Here is a 19,702-nt window from a genome sequence, read left to right as displayed (position 1 = left end):
TCGGTGCCCAGGGCGTTGAGGTCGTCGCTGCCCATGCCGCGGATCTGCGCGGTGGTCAGCGAGGCCACCTGGGCGGTGGTGAGCGCGCCGATCTGGTCGGAGCCCAGGGCGGCGATCTGCTCGGTGCCCATGGCACGCAGGGTGGCGGTGTTCAGTGCGCGCAGGTCGTCGGTCTCCAGGGCGGCGATCTGGTCGCTGCTGAAGCCACGGATCTGGCTGCTGGTGAGCGCCGCGGCCTGCGCGGTGGTCAGGGCCTTGATCTCATCGGTGCTCAGGCCGCCGAACTGGTTGGCCGGGGTGGTGGCCAGGGCCGCGATCTGGGCCGAGGTCATGGCCACGATCTGGTCGCTGGTCAGCGCGGCGATCTGCTCGCTGGACAGGGCGCGGATGGCCCCGGTGCTCATGGCCCGCAGGTCGTCGGTCTCGATCTTGACAATCTGGTCGCTGGTCAGGCCGGCCACCTGGGCGCTGGTGAGCGCGGCGGCCTGGGCCGTGGTCAGGGCCACGATCTCGTCGGTGGTCAAGGCGGCCAGTTGGGCCGAGTTCATGCCGCGCAGGGCCGCGGTGTTGATGGAGGCGAGGTCCTCGGTCTGCAGGGTCTTGACCTGGTCGGAGCTCAGGGCGCCGACCTGGGCGCTGGTGAGCACCTTGAACTGGTCGGTGCCCAGGGCGTTGAGGTCGTCGCTGCCCATGCCGCGGATCTGCGCGGTGGTCAGCGAGGCCACCTGGGCGGTGGTGAGCGCGCCGATCTGGTCGGAGCCCAGGGCGGCGATCTGCTCGGTGCTGAGGGCCTTGATGGCAGCGGTGCTGATGGCGCGCAGATCATCGGTCTCCAGCGCGGCCACCTGGTCGGTGCTCAAACCCTTGACCTGTGCGCTGGTGAGCGCCGCGGCCTGGGCGGTGGTCAGGGCCTTGATCTCGTCGGTCGAGAAACCGCCGAATTGGTTGCCAGGGGTGGTGGTCAGGGCCGCGACCTGGGCCGTGGTCAGGGTCACGATCTGGTCGGACGTCAGGGCGGCGATCTGCTCGCTGCCCAGGGCCTTGATGGTGGCCGTGTTGAGGGCCCGCAAGTCATCGGTCTCGATCTTGGCGATCTGGTCACTGGTGAGGCCGCCGACCTGGCTGCTGGTGAGCGCGGCAGCCTGGGCCGTCGTCAAGGCCACGATCTCGTTCGTACCCAGGGCGCCGATCTGGGCCGAGTTCAGGCCACGCAGGGCCGCGGTGTTGATGGAGGCGAAGTCCTCGGTCTGCAGGGCCTTGAGTTGGTCGGAGCTCAGCGCACCCACCTGGGTGCTGGTCAAGACCTTGAACTGGTCCGTGCCCAGGGCGTTGAGGTCGTCGCTGGACAGGGCGCGCAGCTGCGCCGTGGTCAGGGCGGCGACCTGGGCGGTGGTCAGCGTGGCCAACTGGTCGGAGCTCAGGGCGGCGAGCTGCTCGCTGCTGAGGGCCTTGATGGTGGCGGTGCTGAGGGCACGCAGGTCATCGGTTTCCAGCTTCAGCAACTGGTCGCTGGTGAGACCGCCGACCTGATTGCTGGTGAGCGCGGCGGCCTGGGCCGTGGTCAGGGCCACGATCTCGTCGGTGGTCAAGGCGGCCAGTTGGGCCGAGTTCATGCCGCGCAGGGCCGCGGTGTTGATGGAGGCGAGGTCCTCGGTCTGCAGGGTCTTGACCTGGTCGGAGCTCAGGGCGCCGACCTGGGCGCTGGTGAGCACCTTGAACTGGTCGGTGCCCAGGGCGTTGAGGTCGTCGCTGCCCATGCCGCGGATCTGCGCGGTGGTCAGCGAGGCCACCTGGGCGGTGGTGAGCGCGCCGATCTGGTCGGAGCCCAGGGCGGCGATCTGCTCGGTGCCCAGGGCTTTGATGGCCGCGGTGCTGAGGGCGCGCAGGTCGTCGGTCTCCAGCACGGCCATCTGCTCGGTGCTCAGGCCCTTGACCTGTGCGCTGCTCAGGGCAGCGGCCTGGGCCGTGGTCAGGGCGACGACGTCCTCGGTGTTGAGTGCGCCCACCTGGCTGCTGGTCAGGGCAGCGGCCTGGGCCGTGGTCAGTTGGGACACCTGGTCGGAGCTCAGGCTGCGGATCTGGTCGCTGCTGAAATTGCGCAGGGCGCTGGTGCTCAGCGCCCTCAGGTCGTCCGATTCCAGCTTGGCCAGCTGGTCGCTGCTGAAGCCGGTCACCTGGTTGCTGGTCAGCGCGGCGGCCTGGGCCGTGGTCAGCGCGACCACCTCGTCGGTGGTCAGGGCGGCAAGCTGGACCGAACTCATGCCGCGCAGGGCCGCGGTATTGATCGAGGCCAGGTCCTCGGTCTGCAGTGTCTTGATCTGGTCGGTGCCGATAGCGGCGACCTGTGCCGAGGTCAGCACCTTGAATTGGTCGGTGCCCAGGGCATTGAGGTCATCGCTGCCCATGCCCCGGATCTGCGAGGTGGTCAGGCTGGCGACCTGACTGGTGGTCAGTGCGCCGATCTGGTCGGAGCCCAGGGCGGCGATCTGGTCGGAGCTCAATGCCTTCAGCGCGGCGGTGGAGATCTGGCGCAGGTCTTCCGTCTGGATCAAAGGGATCTGGTCCGAGCTGAGGGCGGAGACCTGGGTCGAGGTCAGGGCCTTGTACTGGTCCGTGGTCAAGGCCTGGAAGTCGTCGCTGCCCAGTCCCTTGATCTGACTGGTGCTCAGGGCGGCAACCTGGGTGGTGGTCAGCGCGCCGATCTGGTCCGAGGCCAGGGCGCCCAGCTTGGCGTCGGACATCGCGCGCAGGGCCGCCGTGCTGAGGACGCGCAGGTCGCTGGTCTCGAAGCGGGCGATCTGGTCGCTGGCCAGCGAGTTGATCGCGAAGGTGCCCAGCGAGGCCACCTGCTGTGTGGTCAGGGCGATGATCTGGTCGCTGCTGAAGGCGGCCCAGTCTTCCGTCGTGAGCTTGGCCAGCGTTTGGGTCGACAGGGCAGCGATCTGGTCGGTCGACAGGGTGGTGATCAATGACGCCATGGTGTGCTCACTTGGTTATTGCTGGACGCCCGGCCTGCAAGCTCGGGTGCTGGGGAAGTGCGGGTCCGGACGCCCTGGCGGGGGCCCGTACGCCACTTCCTGACCATCAATGTCAATCAATGCGTTGCGCGGGACTTTTCCCGCTTCAGTCGGATTTCGACCCGCCCCGCGCAAACTTGAGCGCAGGCACGCCCCCAACACCGGGGACGGGGCGGCAGGGTCGAAAGTGCGGAGGTTTTTCACGGATTTCAGCGTTGGCCCGCGGGCAGAAGCCCGGATGCAGCCTGGAAATAACTCGCCCGGCGATGCTAGGGGCGGGCAGGCGCTGGTAAAGCCGGCAAAAGCTGTTGCAATACTTGTCTGTTCCCGCCATGGGTGCGGCTGGACCCGGCTCCAATGGCGTCGATGATGGGGCCCGGCATGCGCCCGGACCGATCCATTGATGCGCTTATGCAGATCACCACACTCATCCCGGCCTACAAGACCAAATACCTCGCGGAGCTGCTGACGGGCCTGCTGACCCAGACGCGCCCTGCCGAGCGGGTGATCGTGTCGGACGACAGCCCTGACGGCAGCTTCGGCGCCTTGCTGAAGGAGGGGCCGCTGGCCAGGTTCGCGTCCCGGCTGCCCCTGGAGATACATCCTGGGCCGCGCGCGGGTGCCTATGAGAACTTCAAGCACCTGGTGAAGCTCTGGGGAGGCCAGTCCGAACTCTTCCATATCCACCTGGACGACGACGTCATCTACCCCGACTTCTATGCCCAGCACCGCCTGGCACATGCCACAGGAGAGGCAATCTCCTGCAGCATCAGCGCGCGTTGGACGGCAAACGAAAAGGGGCAACCCATCGAGGGCATGCCCATCCCGGATGGGATCTTCCATGCTCAGGCCCGCATGATGTCGGTCGGCCCCATGGCTCTGATCTCCAGTACCGTGCCTTATTGCCAGAATTGGCTGGGAGAATTTTCGAACTGCGTGATCCGGGCCGAGCACGCCGGGCTGCTGGCAGACACCCAGTTTGGCGGCGTCTCCTACGCCGGCCTGTGGGACCTGGGCTTCTTCATCGCTGCCAGTCTGCGCCAGCCCATCGCCTACATCCAGGACCGCCTGGGCTATTTCCGCGCCGGTGGCGAGGGGCACTCGGCGCAGGTCAACGGCAAGCACATGAAGGCGGCCCACCTGGGCTATGCAGCACTGGGCGTCGGGCTGCAGCGCCTGGGACGCATGAACGAGTCCCAGGCCAGGCTCTGCTACGAGGGCATCGCCCAGGCCCTGATGGCGCGCTATGGCGGTCAGGAAGACATGCAACCGTTTGCTGTACTGCTGATGCGCATGGCACAGCAGGACGCAACAGCCGGCGAGGATTTCATGAACGCCTGGCAGGCCTTTCTCACACACCACGGTTTCTGAGATGACCCTGATGCAACGCCTGGAACGCTGGCGCGGCCTGATCGGCCGCATGCCGCCGCTGGAGCTGGAGGGCGCCGTGCGGGCGCTGCTGGTGCACTTCTTCTTCCACACCTCGGACAAGCAGCGGGTGGAGCTGGTCGGCGAGGGGCCGCGCACGATCAACGTGCTGACGCCCACGGTCTTCAAGGGGGCCGGGGCCTTCAGGCTCAGCAACCGGGCGGTTTTCGGCGTGCCGCGCTCGCCGGGCAGCCTGTCCTGCGGCTACTTCGAGTCCCGCACGCCGGAGTCGCTGATCGATATCGGCCCGGGCACGGTTTTCAACAACCGCTGCGTGCTGATCTCGGAGGGGGCCTTCATCCGTTTTGGTGCAGACTGTCTGGTGGGCCAGGAGCTGCAGGTCTTCGACAGCCATTTGCATGACCTGCGCCTGGCGCACCGCCGCTCACCGGATCCCTGGCCGCGCGGGGTGGAAATCGGCAGCCAGGTCTTCATTGGCGCGCGGGTGACGATCCTGAAGGGCGTGAGGATCGGCGACGGCTGCATCATCGCCGCTGGGGCCGTGCTGACGCCGGGCTTCGAGGCGCCGCCCATGACCATGGTGGGGGGCAATCCGGCCCGGGTGCTGGGGCCGGTGCCGCAGGACTGATGCAATCGGCAGGCAGGGAAAAGGGCGCTCGCGGCGCCCTTGGTGCTTTTTGGCGGCGGGCTCAGGACTCGTCGTTGAGGCGCAGCAGATAGGTGTCTTGCGCACGGGTGGCGCGCACGACGCGGCGGCCATGCTCGTTGACGGCCAGGTAGAGGTCGATGGAACCCTTCTGCGCGACCTGGGCCTGCAGGGCTTCGGGCACGTCGTAGCCGATGGCGGACACCGGCTGCTCGGCGCCGTGCTTCTGGGGCGACAGACCGGTGTACTCCCAACTGCCCAGCATGGAGCGGCGCGCCCAGCTGTCGTCGGGGGGGAGGGCGGTGCCGCGGTCCACGGCGCGGCAGACGATGGAGATGAAGCCGCATTCCTTGCCCGGCACGTAGAGCGCGGCATCGGAGGGGTGGCGGCTGTAGAGGCAGTCGATGGGCGCGAAGTTGAAGTAGCGCAGCATGTACTCCAGCAGCGGGATCGAGGGATACCAGAAGGTGTTGGGCTCGGTCTGCAGCTTGCCGCCGGTGTTGAAGTGCATCACGTCGGACTGCTCGTTGACCACATTGGTCGAGAGCATGAAGAGGCCGTTCTTCTTTACCAGCGGGCGGGCGCAGGCCAGCGTGTGCATGGGCGAGAACACGTGGTAGAGCACGCCGGAGAGGTTGACGTAGTCGAAGCTTCCCTCGTCGGCCAGCTTCTGGTGCAAGTCGTACATGAGGCCGACCTCGCGGAAGTCCCAGTCGGCCTTATAGGCCTTCTTGAGCCAGTCCATCTTCTGTGCGCAGTGGGGCACGGCGTCGGTGGCCAGCACGCGGCGGGCGCCCTTGCGATTCATCAGCACCGGGATGACGCCTTCCATGCTGCCCAGGTCCAGGCAGTCCTGGCCCTGGAGATGTGCCTGGCGCATGAGCATGCGGGGCATGTAGGGGAAGTCGGGCGGATAGGTGCCCTGGGCGACGAGGCCGGGAGAAAGCTCGACCGTGTAGTACCACCATTCCTTGGCGGCCTGCGCCAGTTCTTCATTGCTGAGCATGGGAGGGGCTCCTGTCCGTGGACTTGGGGCAGCGCGGCCGGCACGGGCATGGCACTGCATCCTGCGCAGTCTGCCTTGGCCGGGGCGGGCTGATCTGCGCAGGACAGGGTGGGGGAGGGGGCAATTCCAGCGTTTGGGGTGTGGCTGGGTCTCATGCATGGGATGGAGCCTCGCCGGGCTGCGGGGGCCGCCGCGCACTTGCACGAATTCGATCTCCGGCGCTGATGCGCGCGCTGGAAGATTGGGGGGGGGCGTCAGGCCGCCTGCGGCGCCGCCGCATTGAGCCCATTCTCGAAATGCAGCCTCATGCGCTGAGCCACCTGGTCCGGGCGGCGCTCGACCAGGGCCTGCATGAGGTCCCGGTGCTCCTGGAGCGATTCCGCCAGGCGGCCCTGCTTGAAGAGCGAGTGATGGCGGTTGAGCTTCATCACCCGGCGCAGGTCGGTCACGATCTGCTGGCGCCAGCGGTTGCCCTCCAGTTCCAGCAGGCGCAGATGGAAGGCCTCGTTGAGGGCGAAGAAGCGCTCGCGCTCGCCAATGGCGGCCTCCAGCTGGGCATGCAGGGCCTGCAGCTCGGCCAGTTCCTCGGCGGTGGCCCGTTGGGACACCCGCGCCGCGGCGTCGCTCTCCAGCAGGGCCAGCAGCTGGTAGGCCTCGCGCACGTCGCGCTCCGACATCTCGGTCACATAGGCGCCACGGCGCGGGCGCATGGTCACCAGGCCCTCGACGGCCAGCACCTTCAGCGCCTCCCGCATGGGCGTGCGGCTGATGCCCAGTTCGCCGCAGAGCTTGAGTTCGTCGATCCAACTGCCCGGCTCCAGTTGGCGGCTGAAGATGCGTTGGCGCAGCTGTTCGGCCACTTCCTCATAGAGCGGACGCTGGGCAAACGGGGTGGAGACCGGCATGGTGGGCTGCGGTGTTGGACGTCGAAGGAGGCCGCCAGCACAAAAGCACTGCGGGAGGCCGATGCTGTCAGAGTGTAGTCAAATTTGAATTCATAATTATGAATAACGAAGGCGCTATGATGCGTGGCCTTCAGGAGTTGTCAATGTCTGATTCGTCCAACGCCAAGCAAGAATTCGCTGCCGCTACGCTGGAGCAGTGGCACAAGGCCGCCGCCAAGTCGGCTCCGGGGGGCGATGTCTCGGCCCTGAACTGGGTGACGCCCGAGGGCATCACCGTCAAGCCGCTCTACACCGCGGCGGACACGGCCAGCCTGCCGCACGCCGACACGCTGCCGGGCTTCGAGCCCTTCCTGCGCGGCCCCCAGGCCACCATGTACGCGGTGCGCCCCTGGACGATCCGCCAGTACGCCGGTTTCTCCACAGCCGAGGAATCCAATGCTTTCTATCGCAAGGCGCTGGCCGCCGGCGGGCAGGGCGTTTCGGTGGCCTTCGACCTGGCCACCCATCGCGGCTATGACAGTGATCACCCCCGCGTGACGGGCGACGTGGGCAAGGCCGGCGTGGCGATCGACTCCGTGGAGGACATGAAGATCCTGTTCGACGGCATCCCGCTGGACAAGGTCTCCGTCTCCATGACCATGAACGGCGCCGTGCTGCCGGTGCTGGCCGGCTATGTGGTCGCGGCAGAGGAGCAGGGCGTTTCGCAGGACAAGTTGAGCGGCACCATCCAGAACGACATCCTCAAGGAGTTCATGGTCCGCAACACCTACATCTACCCGCCTGAGCCGTCGATGAAGATCATCGGCGACATCATCGAGTACACGAGCCAGAACATGCCCAAGTTCAACTCGATCTCGATCTCGGGCTACCACATGCAGGAAGCGGGTGCCAACCAGGCGCTGGAGCTGGCTTTCACCCTGGCCGACGGCAAGGAATATGTGAAGACCGCCCTGGCCAAGGGCCTCGATGTGGACGACTTCGCCGGCCGTCTGTCCTTCTTCTGGGCCGTGGGCATGAACTTCTATCTTGAGATCGCCAAGATGCGGGCCGCGCGCCTGCTGTGGTGCCGGATCATGAAGGGCTTCAACGCCAGGAACCCCAAGAGCCTGATGCTGCGCACGCACTCGCAGACCTCGGGCTGGTCCCTCACCGAACAGGATCCCTACAACAACGTGGTGCGCACCACCATCGAGGCCATGGCCGCAGTCTTCGGCGGCACGCAGAGCCTGCACACCAACTCGCTGGACGAAGCCATCGCCCTGCCCACCGAATTCAGCGCGCGCATCGCTCGCAACACGCAGCTGATCATCCAGGAAGAGACCCACATCACCAACGTCGTCGATCCCTGGGCCGGCAGCTACCTGATGGAGTCCCTGACCCAGGACATGGCGGACAAGGCCTGGGCCATCATCGAGGAAGTCGAGGCCATGGGTGGCATGACCAAGGCCGTGGACTCGGGCTGGGCCAAGCTCAAGATCGAGGCCAGCGCAGCCGAGAAGCAGGCCCGCATCGACTCGGGCAAGGACGTCATCGTGGGCGTCAACAAGTACCGCCTGGCCAAGGAAGACCCCGTCGAGATCCTGGAGGTGGACAACCTCAAGGTGCGCGACGCCCAGATCTCCCGCCTGCAGTCCACACGGGCCAGCCGCGACAGCGCCGCTGTGCAGGCCGCGCTGACCGCGCTGACCGAGGCCGCGAAGAGCGGGCAGGGCAATCTGCTGGACCTGTCCATCAAGGCCATTCGCCTGCGCGCCACGGTGGGCGAGGTGTCGGATGCGCTGGAGTCGGTGTATGGTCGCCACCGTGCCGACACGCAAAAGGTGACCGGGGTGTATGCCGCCGCCTACGATTCCGCTGAGGGCTGGGCCAAGCTGCAGGCCGAGATTCAGGCCTTTGCCGACGATCAAGGCCGTCGGCCTCGCGTCATGATCGCCAAGCTGGGCCAGGACGGCCATGACCGCGGCGCCAAGGTCGTGGCCACCGCCTATGCCGACCTGGGCTTCGACGTGGACATGGGCCCGCTGTTCCAGACCCCCGAGGAATGCGCTCGTCAGGCCATCGAGAACGACGTGCATGCCGTGGGCGTCTCGACCCTCGCCGCTGGCCACAAGACCCTGGTGCCGGCCATCATCGCCGAGCTGAAGAAGCAGGGCGCGGATGACATCATCGTCTTCGTCGGCGGCGTGATCCCGCAGCAGGACTACGACTACCTCTACGAAGCCGGTGTCAAGGGCATTTACGGCCCCGGCACGCCCATCCCGGCCAGTGCCAAGGACGTGCTGGAGCAGATCCGCAAAGCCACGGTGGCCGCCTGATGCTGAAGCTGGCGCCGGTCGCGGCCGAGGACTTCGAGGCGATGCTGGCGCTTCGCATCGAGGCCCTGCGCGAGAGCCTGGAGCGGCTCGGCCGCTTCGATCCACAGCGGGCGCGCGAGCGCCTGGCCTCTCAGTTCGAGCCCGCCGCCATGCAGCACATCGAGCGCGATGGCCAGCGCATCGGCTTCTTCACCGTCAAGCCCCTGGCCGACGGCACGATGAGGCTGGAGCATCTGTACATCCGCCCGGGCGCCCAGGGGCAGGGCGTGGGACGCTGGGTGCTGGACGGCCTCAAGCGGCAGGGCCGGGACATCCATCTCTCGGCACTGAAGCTCAGCGACGCCAACCGCTTCTATGTGCGCGAGGGCTTTGTCGCGGTGGGCGAAAGCGACGTTGACATCGACTACTGCTGGAAGGCAGGCGCCGCATGAGCCTCGCCCCGCTCATCGTTGGCAGCCCCGGCCCGGCCCAACGCCGCGCCATGGCCAAGGCCATCACGCTGCTGGAATCCACCCGCGCCGACCACCGCGCCCAGGCCGACGCCCTGCTCGGTGAGTTGCTGCCTCACACGGGCCGCTCGCTGCGGCTCGGAATCTCGGGCGTGCCCGGGGTGGGCAAGAGCACATTCATCGAGGGGCTGGGCCTCTTCCTGATCGAGCGCGGCCACCGCGTGGCGGTGCTGGCCGTGGACCCGTCGAGCACGGTCTCGGGTGGGTCCATCCTCGGGGACAAGACCCGCATGGAGCGCCTCTCCATGGACGAGCGTGCCTACATTCGTCCCAGCCCCAGCAGCGGCACGCTGGGCGGCGTGGCTGAGAAGACGCGCGAGGCCATGCTGGTCTGCGAGGCCGCCGGCTTCGACGTGGTCATCGTCGAGACCGTCGGCGTGGGCCAGAGCGAGACCGCCGTGGCCGGCATGACCGACATGTACGTGCTGCTGCAACTGCCCAACGCCGGCGACGAGCTCCAGGCCATCAAGAAGGGCGTCATGGAGCTGGCCGACCTGGTGGTGATCAACAAGGCCGACGTGGACCCGGCGGCGGCCACCCGAGCCCAGGCCCAGATCATGTCTTCGCTGCGTCTGCTGGGCATGCACGGCCGGCCCGAGCATGCAGCGCATGACGAGACGCTGTGGCACCCCAAGGCCCTGCAGCTCAGTGCACTCAAGTTCCAGGGCCTGAGCGAGTTCTGGGCTGCAGTCGAGCAGTTCCGTCAGCTGCAGACTTCCGGCGGACGCTGGGCCGAGAAGCGCCAGAAGCAGGCCTTGTCCTGGATGTGGGAACGCATCCAGGGCGGGCTCAAGGCCGCCTTCATGGCCGATGCCACCGTGCGCGCGCGCCTGCCCGAGGCCACCGAGCGAGTGCTCGCCGGCCGCCTGGCACCCTCGACGGCTGCCCGCGAGCTGCTCAACGCATTCCACGGCCCGGCCTCTGCGCCCGGCCCGGCGCTCCCGACCTCCGACTCCCCCAGTTCCCAGGTGCCAGGTCTTGCCTCGCAGGCAGCTCCCGGCACTGCCCCGTGAAAGGACCGTTATGCACGACATCCAACAAATGCTTGAAGAGAAGCGCGCCAAGGCGCGGCTGGGCGGTGGCGAGAAGCGCATCGCCGCCCAGCACGCCAAGGGCAAGCTGTCGGCGCGCGAGCGCATCGAGCTGCTCTTCGACGAAGGCACCTTCGAGGAATGGGACATGTTCGTCGAGCACCGCTGCGTGGACTTCGGCATGGCCGACAACAAGATCCCCGGCGACGGCGTGGTGACGGGCTACGGCATGATCAACGGCCGCCTGGCCTTCTGCTTCAGCCAGGACTTCACCGTCTTCGGCGGCGCGCTGTCGGAGTCGCATGCCGAGAAGATCTGCAAGATCATGGACCAGGCCATGAAGGTTGGCGCTCCGGTGATCGGCCTCAACGACTCCGGCGGTGCGCGCATCCAGGAAGGCGTGGCCTCCCTTGGCGGCTATGCCGACGTGTTCCAGAAGAACGTGCTGGCCTCCGGCGTGATCCCACAGATCAGCCTGATCATGGGCCCCTGTGCCGGTGGCGCCGTGTACTCGCCGGCCATGACCGACTTCATCTTCATGGTGAAGGACAGCTCCTACATGTTCGTCACCGGCCCCGAGGTGGTGAAGACGGTGACGCATGAGGAAGTCACGGCCGAGGAACTGGGCGGCGCCGGCACCCACAGCAGCAAGAGCGGCGTGGCGGACCTGGCCTTCGAGAACGACGTCGAGGCCATCATGATGCTGCGGCGCTTCTTCAACTACCTGCCGCTGAACAACCGCGAGAAGCCGCCGAGCCGTCCCAGCGGCGATCCCGGCAGCCGCATGGACCTCTCGCTGGACACCCTGGTGCCGGACAACCCCAACAAGCCCTATGACATGAAGGAGCTGATCCTGAAGGTCGTCGACGACGGGGACTTCTTCGAGCTGCAGCCCGAGTACGCCAAGAACATCCTCACCGGCTTCGCCCGCATGGACGGCCAGACGGTGGGCATCGTGGCCAACCAGCCGCTGGTGCTGGCCGGCTGCCTGGACATCAAGAGCTCCATCAAGGCCGCCCGCTTCGTGCGCTTCTGCGACGCCTTCAACATCCCGGTGATCACCTTCGTCGATGTGCCCGGCTTTATGCCTGGCACCTCGCAGGAGTACGGCGGCATCATCAAGCACGGCGCCAAGCTGCTGTACGCCTATGCCGAGTGCACCGTGCCCAAGGTCACCGTCATCACCCGCAAGGCCTATGGCGGCGCCTACGACGTGATGGCGTCCAAGCACCTGCGTGGCGACGTCAACTTCGCCTGGCCCAATGCCGAGATCGCGGTGATGGGCGCCAAGGGCGCGGTGGAGATCATCTTCCGCGAAGACAAGGGCGACCCAGCCAAGCTGGCGGCCCGCGAGGCCGAGTACAAGGCCCGCTTCGCCAACCCCTTTGTGGCGGGCGCCCGGGGCTTCATCGACGACGTCATCCAGCCGCACGAGACGCGCAAGCGCATCTGCCGCTCGCTGGTGATGCTCAAGGACAAGAAGCTCGAGAACCCGTGGCGCAAGCACGGCAACATCCCTCTCTGACGCAACGATGCTGCCTGCGCTCCTGCTCATGGCCGCCCTGACGCCTGCCGCTGCCACGCCCGCATCCCCTGCGGACGTGGGCGCCTGCGTGGCGCTGCGGGCGCTGCCGTCGCAGAGCCTGGACCTGCTGGCGGCCCGTCACACCGAGGAGGGCCTCGCGGCGCTGATGGCGCTGGCGCAGACCGGTGGCGTGGCTGTCGAGGATCAGGCCTGGTGGCGCGAGCAGTTGACCGAGGCTGGTGAGGCCGGTGAGGTCGATGGCGATCGCCTGCGTCACTGGGCGGAGCAGGGCTTCGAGCGCTGCGCGGCCCGCCTGGCACCGCACAGCCCGCCCGAGCAGCGCGCGCTGTGTGGGGCCGACCTGGACACGCTGCCGGTGATCCTGCTCTACCGCGTGGATGGCGTGGCCCTGCCGGACGCCCGCCGCGACCTGAGCGAGGGCACGGCGGCGTTGGCCGACGGCGTCGAGCAGGGGCGGGCGCAAGCCATGCTGCGCTTCAGCTACGAAGGCGCCGCACCCCGCAGGGAGGCCGCCAGCCGCTGGATGCGCGAGCGCCAGGAACGTTGGGTCGCGCGCTGCCTGCAGGCGCGCGGGGCTGGGGCGCGCCCATGAACCACTGTCTGAAATTCGAATCGAAGGCTGGCGCTCTGCCAGCTTGGAGGCACCATGTTTAAGAAGATCCTCATCGCGAACCGGGGTGTTCGCGCCTCTGGCGCGGTCGCGTCAGCGACACATTGCGTGGCGGCCGGCGCAGCCGGTCGTGCAGGCGAGTTCACCACGGGGGCACAGCATGTTTAAGAAGATCCTGATTGCCAACCGGGGTGAAATCGCCTGCCGCGTGATCAAGACGGCCCGCAAGATGGGCATCCAGACCGTCGCCGTCTATTCTGAGGCCGACAAGGACGCCCGCCACGTTGAGCTGGCCGACGAGTCTGTGCTGCTGGGCCCGGCCCCGAGCCGTGAGTCCTACCTCGCGGCGGACAAGATCATCGCCGCCTGCAAGGCCACCGGCGCCGAGGCCCTGCATCCGGGCTACGGCTTCCTGTCCGAGAACGAGGACTTCGCCCGCCGCTGCGAGGAGGAGGGCATCGTTTTCATCGGCCCCAAGCACTATTCCATCGCGGCCATGGGCGACAAGATCGCCTCAAAGAAGCTGGCCAACGAAGCCAAGGTCAGCACGATCCCCGGTCACAACGAGCCCATCCTCTCGCCCGAGGAGGCTGTCGAGATTGCGAAGAAGATCGGTTATCCGGTCATGATCAAGGCCAGCGCCGGCGGCGGTGGCAAGGGCCTGCGCGTGGCCTTCAACGACAAGGAGTGCTTCGAGGGCTTCAGCTCCTGCCGCAACGAGGCGCGCAACAGCTTTGGCGATGACCGCGTCTTCATGGAGAAGTTCGTCGAGCAGCCGCGCCACATCGAGATCCAGGTGCTGGGCGATGCGCACGGCAACGTGGTTTACCTGCACGAGCGCGAGTGCTCCATCCAGCGCCGCCATCAGAAAGTGATCGAGGAGGCACCGTCGCCCTTCATCAGCGACGCCACCCGCCAGGCCATGGGCGAGCAGGCAGTGGCCCTGGCCAAGGCGGTGAAGTACCAGAGCGCGGGCACGGTGGAGTTCGTGGTCGGCAAGAACCAGGACTTCTATTTCCTCGAGATGAACACCCGCCTGCAGGTGGAGCACCCGGTCACCGAGTGCATCACGGGCCTGGATCTTGTCGAGCAGATGATTCGCGTGGCCGCCGGCGAGAAGCTGGGCTTCGGCCAGGCCGACATCCGCAAGGAAGGCTGGGCCATCGAGTGCCGCATCAATGCCGAGGATCCCTTCCGCAACTTCCTGCCCTCTACCGGCCGCCTGGTGAAGTACCAGCCGCCGGCCGCCGACCTGGAGCAGGGCACGCCGACGCTGCAGGGCCAGGCCTATGCCCTGGCGTCCTTCGGCGGCGTGCGCGTGGACACTGGCGTGCAGGAGGGGGGCGAGATCCCGATGTTCTACGACTCGATGATCGCCAAGCTCATCGTGCACGGGAAGGACCGCAACGAGGCCATCGCGAAGATGCGCGAGGCGCTCAACGGGTTCGTGATCCGCGGCATCTCCAGCAACATCCCCTTCCAGGCCGCGCTGCTGGCGCACCCGGACTTCGTCAGCGGCAACTTCAACACCGGCTTCATCGCGCAGCATTACGGCGGCGGCTTCCGTGCCGAAGACGTGCCGCATGCGGACCCGCGCTTCCTGGTGGCGCTGGCGGCCTTCATCCGCCGCAAGACCCGCGAGCGCGCCGCCGGCATCAGCGGCCAACTGCCCGGCCATGAGGTGCGCATCGACAGCGACTGCGTGGCCGTGGTGAACGAGGGCGCCGGCCAGCACACGCACCATGCAGTCCATGTGTCGGAGTTCGTGGGTCACAAGGGCGAGGCCACGGTCGAGGTGGGCGGCCAACGCTACCTGATCGTTTGCAACTCGCGCCTCAATGACATCCGCCTGGACGGCACGGTCAACGGGCAGCCCTTCGTGGCCCAGGCCGAGCGCGGGGCCGGAAAGAATCCGCTGGCCTACCGCATCAGCCACAACGGCTTCGCGATGGATGTCACCGTGCTGCCACGTCGCGCCGCAGAACTGCTCAAGCTGATGCCCTACAAGGCGCCGCCCGACACCAGCAAGTTCCTGCTCTCGCCCATGCCGGGCCTCCTGGTGCACGTCGCGGTGCAGCCGGGCCAGATGGTGCAGGCCGGCGAGCGGCTGGCCGTGATCGAAGCCATGAAGATGGAGAACATCCTGGTCGCCGAACGCGACGTGAAGGTGGCCGAAGTCATGGCGAAGACGGGCGAGAGCCTGTCCGTTGACCAGCCCATCCTTCGCTTCGAGTGAACCGCGCCATGAGCACCAAACCCTATCGAATCCTCGGTATCCAGCAGATCGCCATCGGCGGTCCCGACAAGCAGGCCCTGCGCAAGCTGTGGGTCGATGTGCTGGGCCTTGCTGTGACCGGCAACTTTGTCTCCGAGCGCGAGAACGTGGACGAGGACATCTGCGCCATCGGCAGCGGCCCGCACAAGGTCGAGGTCGATCTCATGCAGCCTCTGGACCCTGAGAAGAAGCCGGCCGTGCACGCCACGCCGCTCAACCACGTCGGCCTGTGGGTGGATGACCTGCCCAAGGCCGTCGAGTGGATGAGCGCGAATGGCGTGCGTTTCGCGCCTGGCGGCATCCGCAAGGGCGCTGCGGGCTTTGACATCTGCTTCATCCATCCCAAGAGCAACGACGAGTTCCCCATCGGCGGGGAAGGGGTGCTGATCGAGCTGGTGCAGGCGCCGCCGGAGGTCGTGGCCGCGCTGGGCTGAGATCGTTCCCTGGCCGGCTTGATCAGAGGCGGTAGCGCTCGCGCAACTGCTCAATCAGGCCGGCTTCCTGGGTGACGAAACGGTTCAGCGCCCTGATCAGCTCGTGCTGGCGCAGGCTGGATGCACGGTAATGCGAGGTCTTCAGGGGCATCAGGACGGTGTCTGGCACCAGGGCACCGGGCACGCCCATTTCCTGGAGCTGGTAGCTGGCGACTTCCAGTGGCATGTAGGCCCCGTCTATCCTGCCGCGCAGCACCATCTTCAGAAGGCTGGCGGGCTCGATGGCGCTTTCCGCCCGAAGCCCGCCGACCCGGATGCTCTCCTGGAACTTCCACGGTGTGAATCCATGCACCAGGCCCAATGAGCGCAGGGCTTGTCCGGGCGGCGGGCGCACCATGACGGCATCCTGAAAGGTCACCACATCAAAGGAATAGAGCAGCGGGGCCTGGTCCTTCTGCTCGGCATGCCATCTGGGCTCGTCGGGAAAGACGAGATCGACCTCGCCGGCCAGGTGGGCGGCCGTCAGGCGCTGGACGGGCAGCACCTTGTAGTGAAAGCGATGGCCGGCAGAGCGGGCGAACGCGTCCAGCACGTCCCTCGCGAAGCCTTCGTAGCTGCCGGCGCGACCCCGGGCAATCGGATACAGGTTCAGGTCTTCGATGCCGACCGTGTAGTCCGCCGCGCGGGCGGGCCCGGCCGCGGTGCCCAGGGCCAGCCAGAGGCCGGCAGCGACTAAAAGGCGTACACCCGGCAGCGATCTGTGCATGGGCACTTCCTGGAGGGAGCAGGGACAGTCAAATTGCAGTGAGGTGACCGGGACCGCGGCGGCGCGCGAGGCTGGTTCGCGCGGGTTCGCCAGTCCCCCCTCCATCGTGTATGCTTCGCTTTGCGCGAAGGCTTGTTTGGGTGATTGGGTAGTAACAAAGTCTTCCGCGAAGACTAAATTACTGCCAAGGCCACTCACCATGCGACTCGACCTCACCACCCTGAACCTCGTGCTGGCGATTGAACAGACCCGTTCGATCACCCGCGGCGCGGAGCGCGAGCACCTCGCGCTGGCTGCCGCCTCCAAGCGGATTTCCGACCTGGAGACGCGCCTGGGGGTGCAACTGTTCGAGCGCCGCGCCCGCGGCGTCGAGCCCACCGAGGCCTGCCGTGCGCTGGTGCGCCACATCCGTTCCCTGCATGCCTCGCTGCATGCACTGGAAAGCGAGGTGATGGAGTTCGCCCGCGGCATCAAGGGGCATCTGCGCATCGTGGCCAACAGCGGCGCCATCGCCGAGGCCCTGCCGCCGGACTTGGTGGCCTTCTCGCAGGCCCACCCGCAGATCCGCATCAGCCTGGAAGACCTGACCAGCGCCGAGGTGCAGGCCGCCGTGGCGGAAGGGCGCGCCGATGTGGGCGTCTTCACCGCGCCGCTGCTGGACAGCCGCATGCAGACCTTCAACTACCGCTCCGGCCGGCTGGCCGTGCTGGTGCCGGAAGGTCACGTCCTGGCGGACCGCGCCTCGATCAGCTTTGACGAGCTTCTGGATTACGACCTCGTCGGCCTGCATGCCGGCGCCGCCGCCCAGGAGCTGATGCGCGAGCAGGCTCTGGCCCGCGGTCGCACCCTCAACGCGCGGCTGCAGGTGCGCGGCTTCGATGCCATTGCCCAGCTCGTGGAATCGGGCCTGGGCGTCGCCGTGCTGCCCCAGGCTCCGGCCGAACGTTTTGCCCAAGTCTTCAAGGTCCGCCAGCTGCGGCTGGAGGAAGACTGGGCCCGGCGCGACTACGTGCTGGGCGTGCTGCGCCAGGAGCGCCTGCCCACTGTGGTCCAGCGATTCGTGGACGCCCTGTGCCCGCCCGAGACCCGGACCGAGACCACGGCCTCCACTCAACCCCTGCGCGGCACCGCCTGACCCGCCCGCCGCATCACAGCCAGAGAGACCCACATGAGCGCACGCACCCTCTACGACAAGCTCTGGGACGAGCACGTCGTGCACACCGAGGAAGACGGCACGGCCGTGCTCTACATCGACCGCCACCTCGTCCATGAGGTGACAAGCCCGCAGGCCTTCGAAGGGCTGGACATGGCCGGCCGCAAGGTCTGGCGCCTGTCCGCCAACCTGGCGGTGAGCGACCACAACGTGCCCACCACCGACCGCAGCGCCGGCATCGCCGACCCGGTCTCCCGCCTGCAGGTCGATACCCTGGATGCCAACTGCGACCGCCACGGCATCACCCAGTTCAAGATGAGCGACCGCCGCCAGGGCATCGTGCACGTGATCGGCCCCGAGCAGGGCGCCACGCTGCCCGGCATGACCGTGGTCTGCGGTGACAGCCATACCTCCACCCACGGTGCCTTCGGCGCACTGGCCCATGGCATCGGCACCTCCGAGGTCGAGCACGTGCTGGCCACGCAGACCCTGCTGGCCAAGAAGGCGAAGAACATGCTGGTGCGCGTCGAGGGTCAGGTTTTGCCTGGTGTCGGCGCCAAGGACATCGTGCTGGCCATCATCGGCAAGATCGGTACGGCCGGCGGCACGGGCTACACCATCGAGTTCGCCGGCTCCGCCATCCGGGCCCTGAGCATGGAAGGCCGCATGACCGTCTGCAACATGGCCATCGAGGCAGGCGCTCGCGCCGGCCTGGTTGCGGTGGACGACACCACCATCAACTACGTCAAGGGTCGCCCCTTCTCGCCGCAGGGCGTCGAATGGGAGCAGGCCGTTGGCTACTGGCGCACCCTGCACTCCGATCCCGGCGCGCATTTCGACGCCGCCGTGGAGCTGGACGCCGCCCAGATCCGCCCGCAGGTCACCTGGGGCACCTCGCCCGAGATGGTGCTGTCCATCGAAGACCGTGTGCCGGACCCTGACAAGGAGAAAGATGCCGTCAAGCGCGGCGCCATCGAGCGTGCCCTGACCTACATGGCTCTGGAGCCCAACAAGGCGATCAGCGACATCCGCATCGACAAGGTCTTCATCGGCTCGTGCACCAACAGCCGCATCGAGGACATGCGTGAAGCCGCCGCCGTGGTCAAGCGCCTGGGTGGCCGCATCGCCAGTCATGTGCGTCTGGCCCTGGTGGTGCCGGGCTCGGGCCTGGTGAAGGCGCAGGCCGAGGCCGAAGGCCTGGACCAGGTCTTCAAGGCCGCGGGCTTCGAGTGGCGCGAGCCAGGCTGCTCCATGTGCCTGGCTATGAACGCTGACCGGCTCGAGCCGGGCGAGCGTTGCGCCTCGACCAGCAACCGCAATTTTGAAGGCCGGCAGGGGGCGGGCGGACGCACGCACCTGGTGAGCCCGGCCATGGCCGCAGCGGCGGCCATGCAAGGCCATTTCGTCGACGTCCGCAAGATTGCCTGAGGCCCCGTCATGGAAAAGTTCACCCTCCATAAGGGCCTGGTCGCGCCCATGGATCGCGACAACGTCGATACCGACGCCATCATCCCCAAGCAGTTCCTGAAGTCCATCAAGCGTACCGGCTTCGGCCCCAATCTCTTTGACGAGTGGCGCTACCTGGACAAGGGCGAGCCCGGCCAGGACCCGTCCTCGCGCAAGCCCAATCCGGACTTCGTGCTGAACCAGGCTCGTTATGCCGGGGCCTCCATCCTGATCGCCCGCAGCAACTTCGGCTGCGGCTCCAGCCGCGAGCACGCGCCCTGGGCCCTGGAGCAGTACGGTTTCCGGGCGCTGATCGCGCCCAGCTTCGCCGACATCTTCTTCAACAACTGCTTCAAGAACGGCGTCCTGCCCATCGTGCTGCCGGAGAGCCAGGTGGCGCGCCTGTTCGACGAGGTCCATGCCTTCCCCGGCTACCAGCTGACGGTGGACCTGGCGCGCCAGGTGGTGCTCAAGCCCGACGGCTCCGAGCTGCCCTTTGACGTGCAGCCCTTCCGCAAGTACTGCCTGCTCAACGGCTTCGATGACATCGGCCTGACCCTGCGCCATGCCGAGAAGATCAAGGCCTTCGAGGCAGAGCGCCTGCTGGTCAAGCCCTGGCTGGGCCGGCGCATCTGAGGCGGGCGAGGGGGCAGC

At 67.1% G+C, this 19,702-nt stretch carries 15 protein-coding genes and 1 pseudogene; 12 read left to right on the top strand and 4 right to left on the bottom strand.

Annotated features, from left to right (window positions below; genetic code table 11):
• A pseudogene (locus tag H5407_RS10665) lies at window positions 1–2,978 on the bottom strand (heme utilization protein); the annotation flags it as partial.
• 450 nt (window positions 2,979–3,428) lie between these two features.
• On the opposite strand from H5407_RS10665, the gene H5407_RS10660 reads away from it, so the two are divergent.
• Complete coding sequence (locus H5407_RS10660) at window positions 3,429–4,388, top strand: glycosyltransferase family A protein (protein ID WP_183104420.1); 960 nt, start codon at window positions 3,429–3,431, stop codon at window positions 4,386–4,388.
• Between the two features lies 1 nt (window position 4,389).
• A complete protein-coding gene (locus tag H5407_RS10655; protein WP_183104419.1) occupies window positions 4,390–5,034 on the top strand; it encodes an acyltransferase in 645 nt (214 codons plus the stop codon).
• Between the two features lie 61 nt (window positions 5,035–5,095).
• On the opposite strand, the gene H5407_RS10650 is transcribed toward H5407_RS10655, so the two are convergent.
• Together H5407_RS10650 and H5407_RS10645 are read right to left on the bottom strand one after the other, a co-directional pair.
• On the bottom strand, window positions 5,096–6,058 hold the full coding sequence (locus tag H5407_RS10650) for a class I SAM-dependent methyltransferase (protein WP_183104418.1): 963 nt from the start codon (window positions 6,056–6,058) through the stop codon (window positions 5,096–5,098).
• 254 nt (window positions 6,059–6,312) lie between these two features.
• Window positions 6,313–6,963 carry a GntR family transcriptional regulator gene (locus H5407_RS10645; RefSeq protein WP_183104417.1) on the bottom strand — a complete coding sequence of 217 codons (651 nt, stop codon included), beginning with the start codon at window positions 6,961–6,963 and terminating at the stop codon, window positions 6,313–6,315.
• A 143-nt stretch (window positions 6,964–7,106) separates the two neighbouring features.
• Between H5407_RS10645 and scpA the strand changes: the two genes are divergently transcribed.
• The 7 genes from scpA (at window position 7,107) to H5407_RS10610 (ending at window position 15,683) form a co-directional block, all read left to right on the top strand.
• The gene (scpA, locus tag H5407_RS10640; protein ID WP_183104416.1) at window positions 7,107–9,278 is read left to right on the top strand and encodes a methylmalonyl-CoA mutase; all 2,172 of its coding nucleotides are present in this window, start codon (window positions 7,107–7,109) and stop codon (window positions 9,276–9,278) included.
• Window positions 9,278–9,709, top strand: coding sequence for a GNAT family N-acetyltransferase (locus tag H5407_RS10635; RefSeq protein ID WP_183104415.1), 432 nt, complete (start codon window positions 9,278–9,280; stop codon window positions 9,707–9,709). The genes scpA and H5407_RS10635 overlap by 1 nt, the downstream gene beginning before the upstream one ends.
• Window positions 9,706–10,800: a methylmalonyl Co-A mutase-associated GTPase MeaB gene (gene meaB / locus H5407_RS10630; RefSeq protein WP_183104414.1), complete on the top strand. Its 1,095-nt coding sequence runs from the start codon at window positions 9,706–9,708 to the stop codon at window positions 10,798–10,800. Before H5407_RS10635 ends, meaB begins: the two co-directional genes overlap by 4 nt.
• Before the next feature lie 10 nt (window positions 10,801–10,810).
• Window positions 10,811–12,343: an acyl-CoA carboxylase subunit beta gene (locus tag H5407_RS10625; protein ID WP_183104413.1), complete on the top strand. Its 1,533-nt coding sequence runs from the start codon at window positions 10,811–10,813 to the stop codon at window positions 12,341–12,343.
• A gap of 7 nt (window positions 12,344–12,350) precedes the next feature.
• Window positions 12,351–12,956, top strand: a complete 606-nt coding sequence (locus H5407_RS10620) for a hypothetical protein (protein ID WP_183104412.1) — start codon at window positions 12,351–12,353, stop codon at window positions 12,954–12,956.
• Between the two features lie 178 nt (window positions 12,957–13,134).
• Window positions 13,135–15,210 carry an acetyl/propionyl/methylcrotonyl-CoA carboxylase subunit alpha gene (locus H5407_RS10615; RefSeq protein ID WP_183104411.1) on the top strand — a complete coding sequence of 692 codons (2,076 nt, stop codon included), beginning with the start codon at window positions 13,135–13,137 and terminating at the stop codon, window positions 15,208–15,210.
• Window positions 15,211–15,218: 8 nt separating this feature from the next.
• The gene (locus H5407_RS10610; protein WP_183104410.1) at window positions 15,219–15,683 is read left to right on the top strand and encodes a VOC family protein; all 465 of its coding nucleotides are present in this window, start codon (window positions 15,219–15,221) and stop codon (window positions 15,681–15,683) included.
• Between the two features lie 22 nt (window positions 15,684–15,705).
• Here the strand turns inward: H5407_RS10610 and H5407_RS10605 are convergent, their stop codons facing one another.
• The gene (locus H5407_RS10605) at window positions 15,706–16,449 is read right to left on the bottom strand and encodes an ABC transporter substrate-binding protein (RefSeq protein WP_183104409.1); all 744 of its coding nucleotides are present in this window, start codon (window positions 16,447–16,449) and stop codon (window positions 15,706–15,708) included.
• Between the two features lie 199 nt (window positions 16,450–16,648).
• On the opposite strand from H5407_RS10605, the gene H5407_RS10600 reads away from it, so the two are divergent.
• The 3 genes from H5407_RS10600 to leuD are packed head-to-tail and all read left to right on the top strand — an operon-like array spanning window position 16,649 to window position 19,684.
• Entirely contained in the window at window positions 16,649–17,584 is a 936-nt protein-coding gene (locus H5407_RS10600; protein ID WP_183104408.1) for a LysR family transcriptional regulator, read from the top strand.
• A 33-nt stretch (window positions 17,585–17,617) separates the two neighbouring features.
• Window positions 17,618–19,030, top strand: a complete 1,413-nt coding sequence (leuC, locus tag H5407_RS10595) for a 3-isopropylmalate dehydratase large subunit (protein ID WP_183104407.1) — start codon at window positions 17,618–17,620, stop codon at window positions 19,028–19,030.
• Between the two features lie 9 nt (window positions 19,031–19,039).
• Entirely contained in the window at window positions 19,040–19,684 is a 645-nt protein-coding gene (gene leuD, locus H5407_RS10590) for a 3-isopropylmalate dehydratase small subunit (RefSeq protein ID WP_183104406.1), read from the top strand.
• The last annotated feature ends 18 nt before the right edge of the window (window positions 19,685–19,702 follow it).

The sequence above is a fragment of the Mitsuaria sp. WAJ17 genome (genome assembly GCF_014174515.1).
Taxonomy (GTDB): Bacteria; Pseudomonadota; Gammaproteobacteria; order Burkholderiales; family Burkholderiaceae_C; genus Roseateles_B.
The sequence above is the reverse complement of the archived record's forward strand: the minus strand, read 5'-3'. Positions and strand labels throughout refer to the sequence as shown.

What these genes read in the sequence shown, in the direction of transcription:
- H5407_RS10635 (WP_183104415.1), top strand. Translation starts at nt 9,278, where the DNA reads ATGCTGAAGCTGGCGCCGGTCGCGGCCGAGGACTTCGAGGCGATGCTG.
- meaB (WP_183104414.1), top strand. Translation starts at nt 9,706, where the DNA reads ATGAGCCTCGCCCCGCTCATCGTTGGCAGCCCCGGCCCGGCCCAACGC.
- H5407_RS10610 (WP_183104410.1), top strand. Translation starts at nt 15,219, where the DNA reads ATGAGCACCAAACCCTATCGAATCCTCGGTATCCAGCAGATCGCCATC.
- leuC (WP_183104407.1), top strand. Translation starts at nt 17,618, where the DNA reads ATGAGCGCACGCACCCTCTACGACAAGCTCTGGGACGAGCACGTCGTG.
- leuD (WP_183104406.1), top strand. Translation starts at nt 19,040, where the DNA reads ATGGAAAAGTTCACCCTCCATAAGGGCCTGGTCGCGCCCATGGATCGC.
- H5407_RS10600 (WP_183104408.1), top strand. Translation starts at nt 16,649, where the DNA reads ATGCGACTCGACCTCACCACCCTGAACCTCGTGCTGGCGATTGAACAG.
- H5407_RS10625 (WP_183104413.1), top strand. Translation starts at nt 10,811, where the DNA reads ATGCACGACATCCAACAAATGCTTGAAGAGAAGCGCGCCAAGGCGCGG.
- H5407_RS10645 (WP_183104417.1), bottom strand. Translation starts at nt 6,963, where the DNA reads ATGCCGGTCTCCACCCCGTTTGCCCAGCGTCCGCTCTATGAGGAAGTG.
- H5407_RS10615 (WP_183104411.1), top strand. Translation starts at nt 13,135, where the DNA reads ATGTTTAAGAAGATCCTGATTGCCAACCGGGGTGAAATCGCCTGCCGC.
- H5407_RS10660 (WP_183104420.1), top strand. Translation starts at nt 3,429, where the DNA reads ATGCAGATCACCACACTCATCCCGGCCTACAAGACCAAATACCTCGCG.
- H5407_RS10655 (WP_183104419.1), top strand. Translation starts at nt 4,390, where the DNA reads ATGACCCTGATGCAACGCCTGGAACGCTGGCGCGGCCTGATCGGCCGC.
- H5407_RS10650 (WP_183104418.1), bottom strand. Translation starts at nt 6,058, where the DNA reads ATGCTCAGCAATGAAGAACTGGCGCAGGCCGCCAAGGAATGGTGGTAC.
- H5407_RS10620 (WP_183104412.1), top strand. Translation starts at nt 12,351, where the DNA reads ATGCTGCCTGCGCTCCTGCTCATGGCCGCCCTGACGCCTGCCGCTGCC.
- scpA (WP_183104416.1), top strand. Translation starts at nt 7,107, where the DNA reads ATGTCTGATTCGTCCAACGCCAAGCAAGAATTCGCTGCCGCTACGCTG.
- H5407_RS10605 (WP_183104409.1), bottom strand. Translation starts at nt 16,449, where the DNA reads ATGCACAGATCGCTGCCGGGTGTACGCCTTTTAGTCGCTGCCGGCCTC.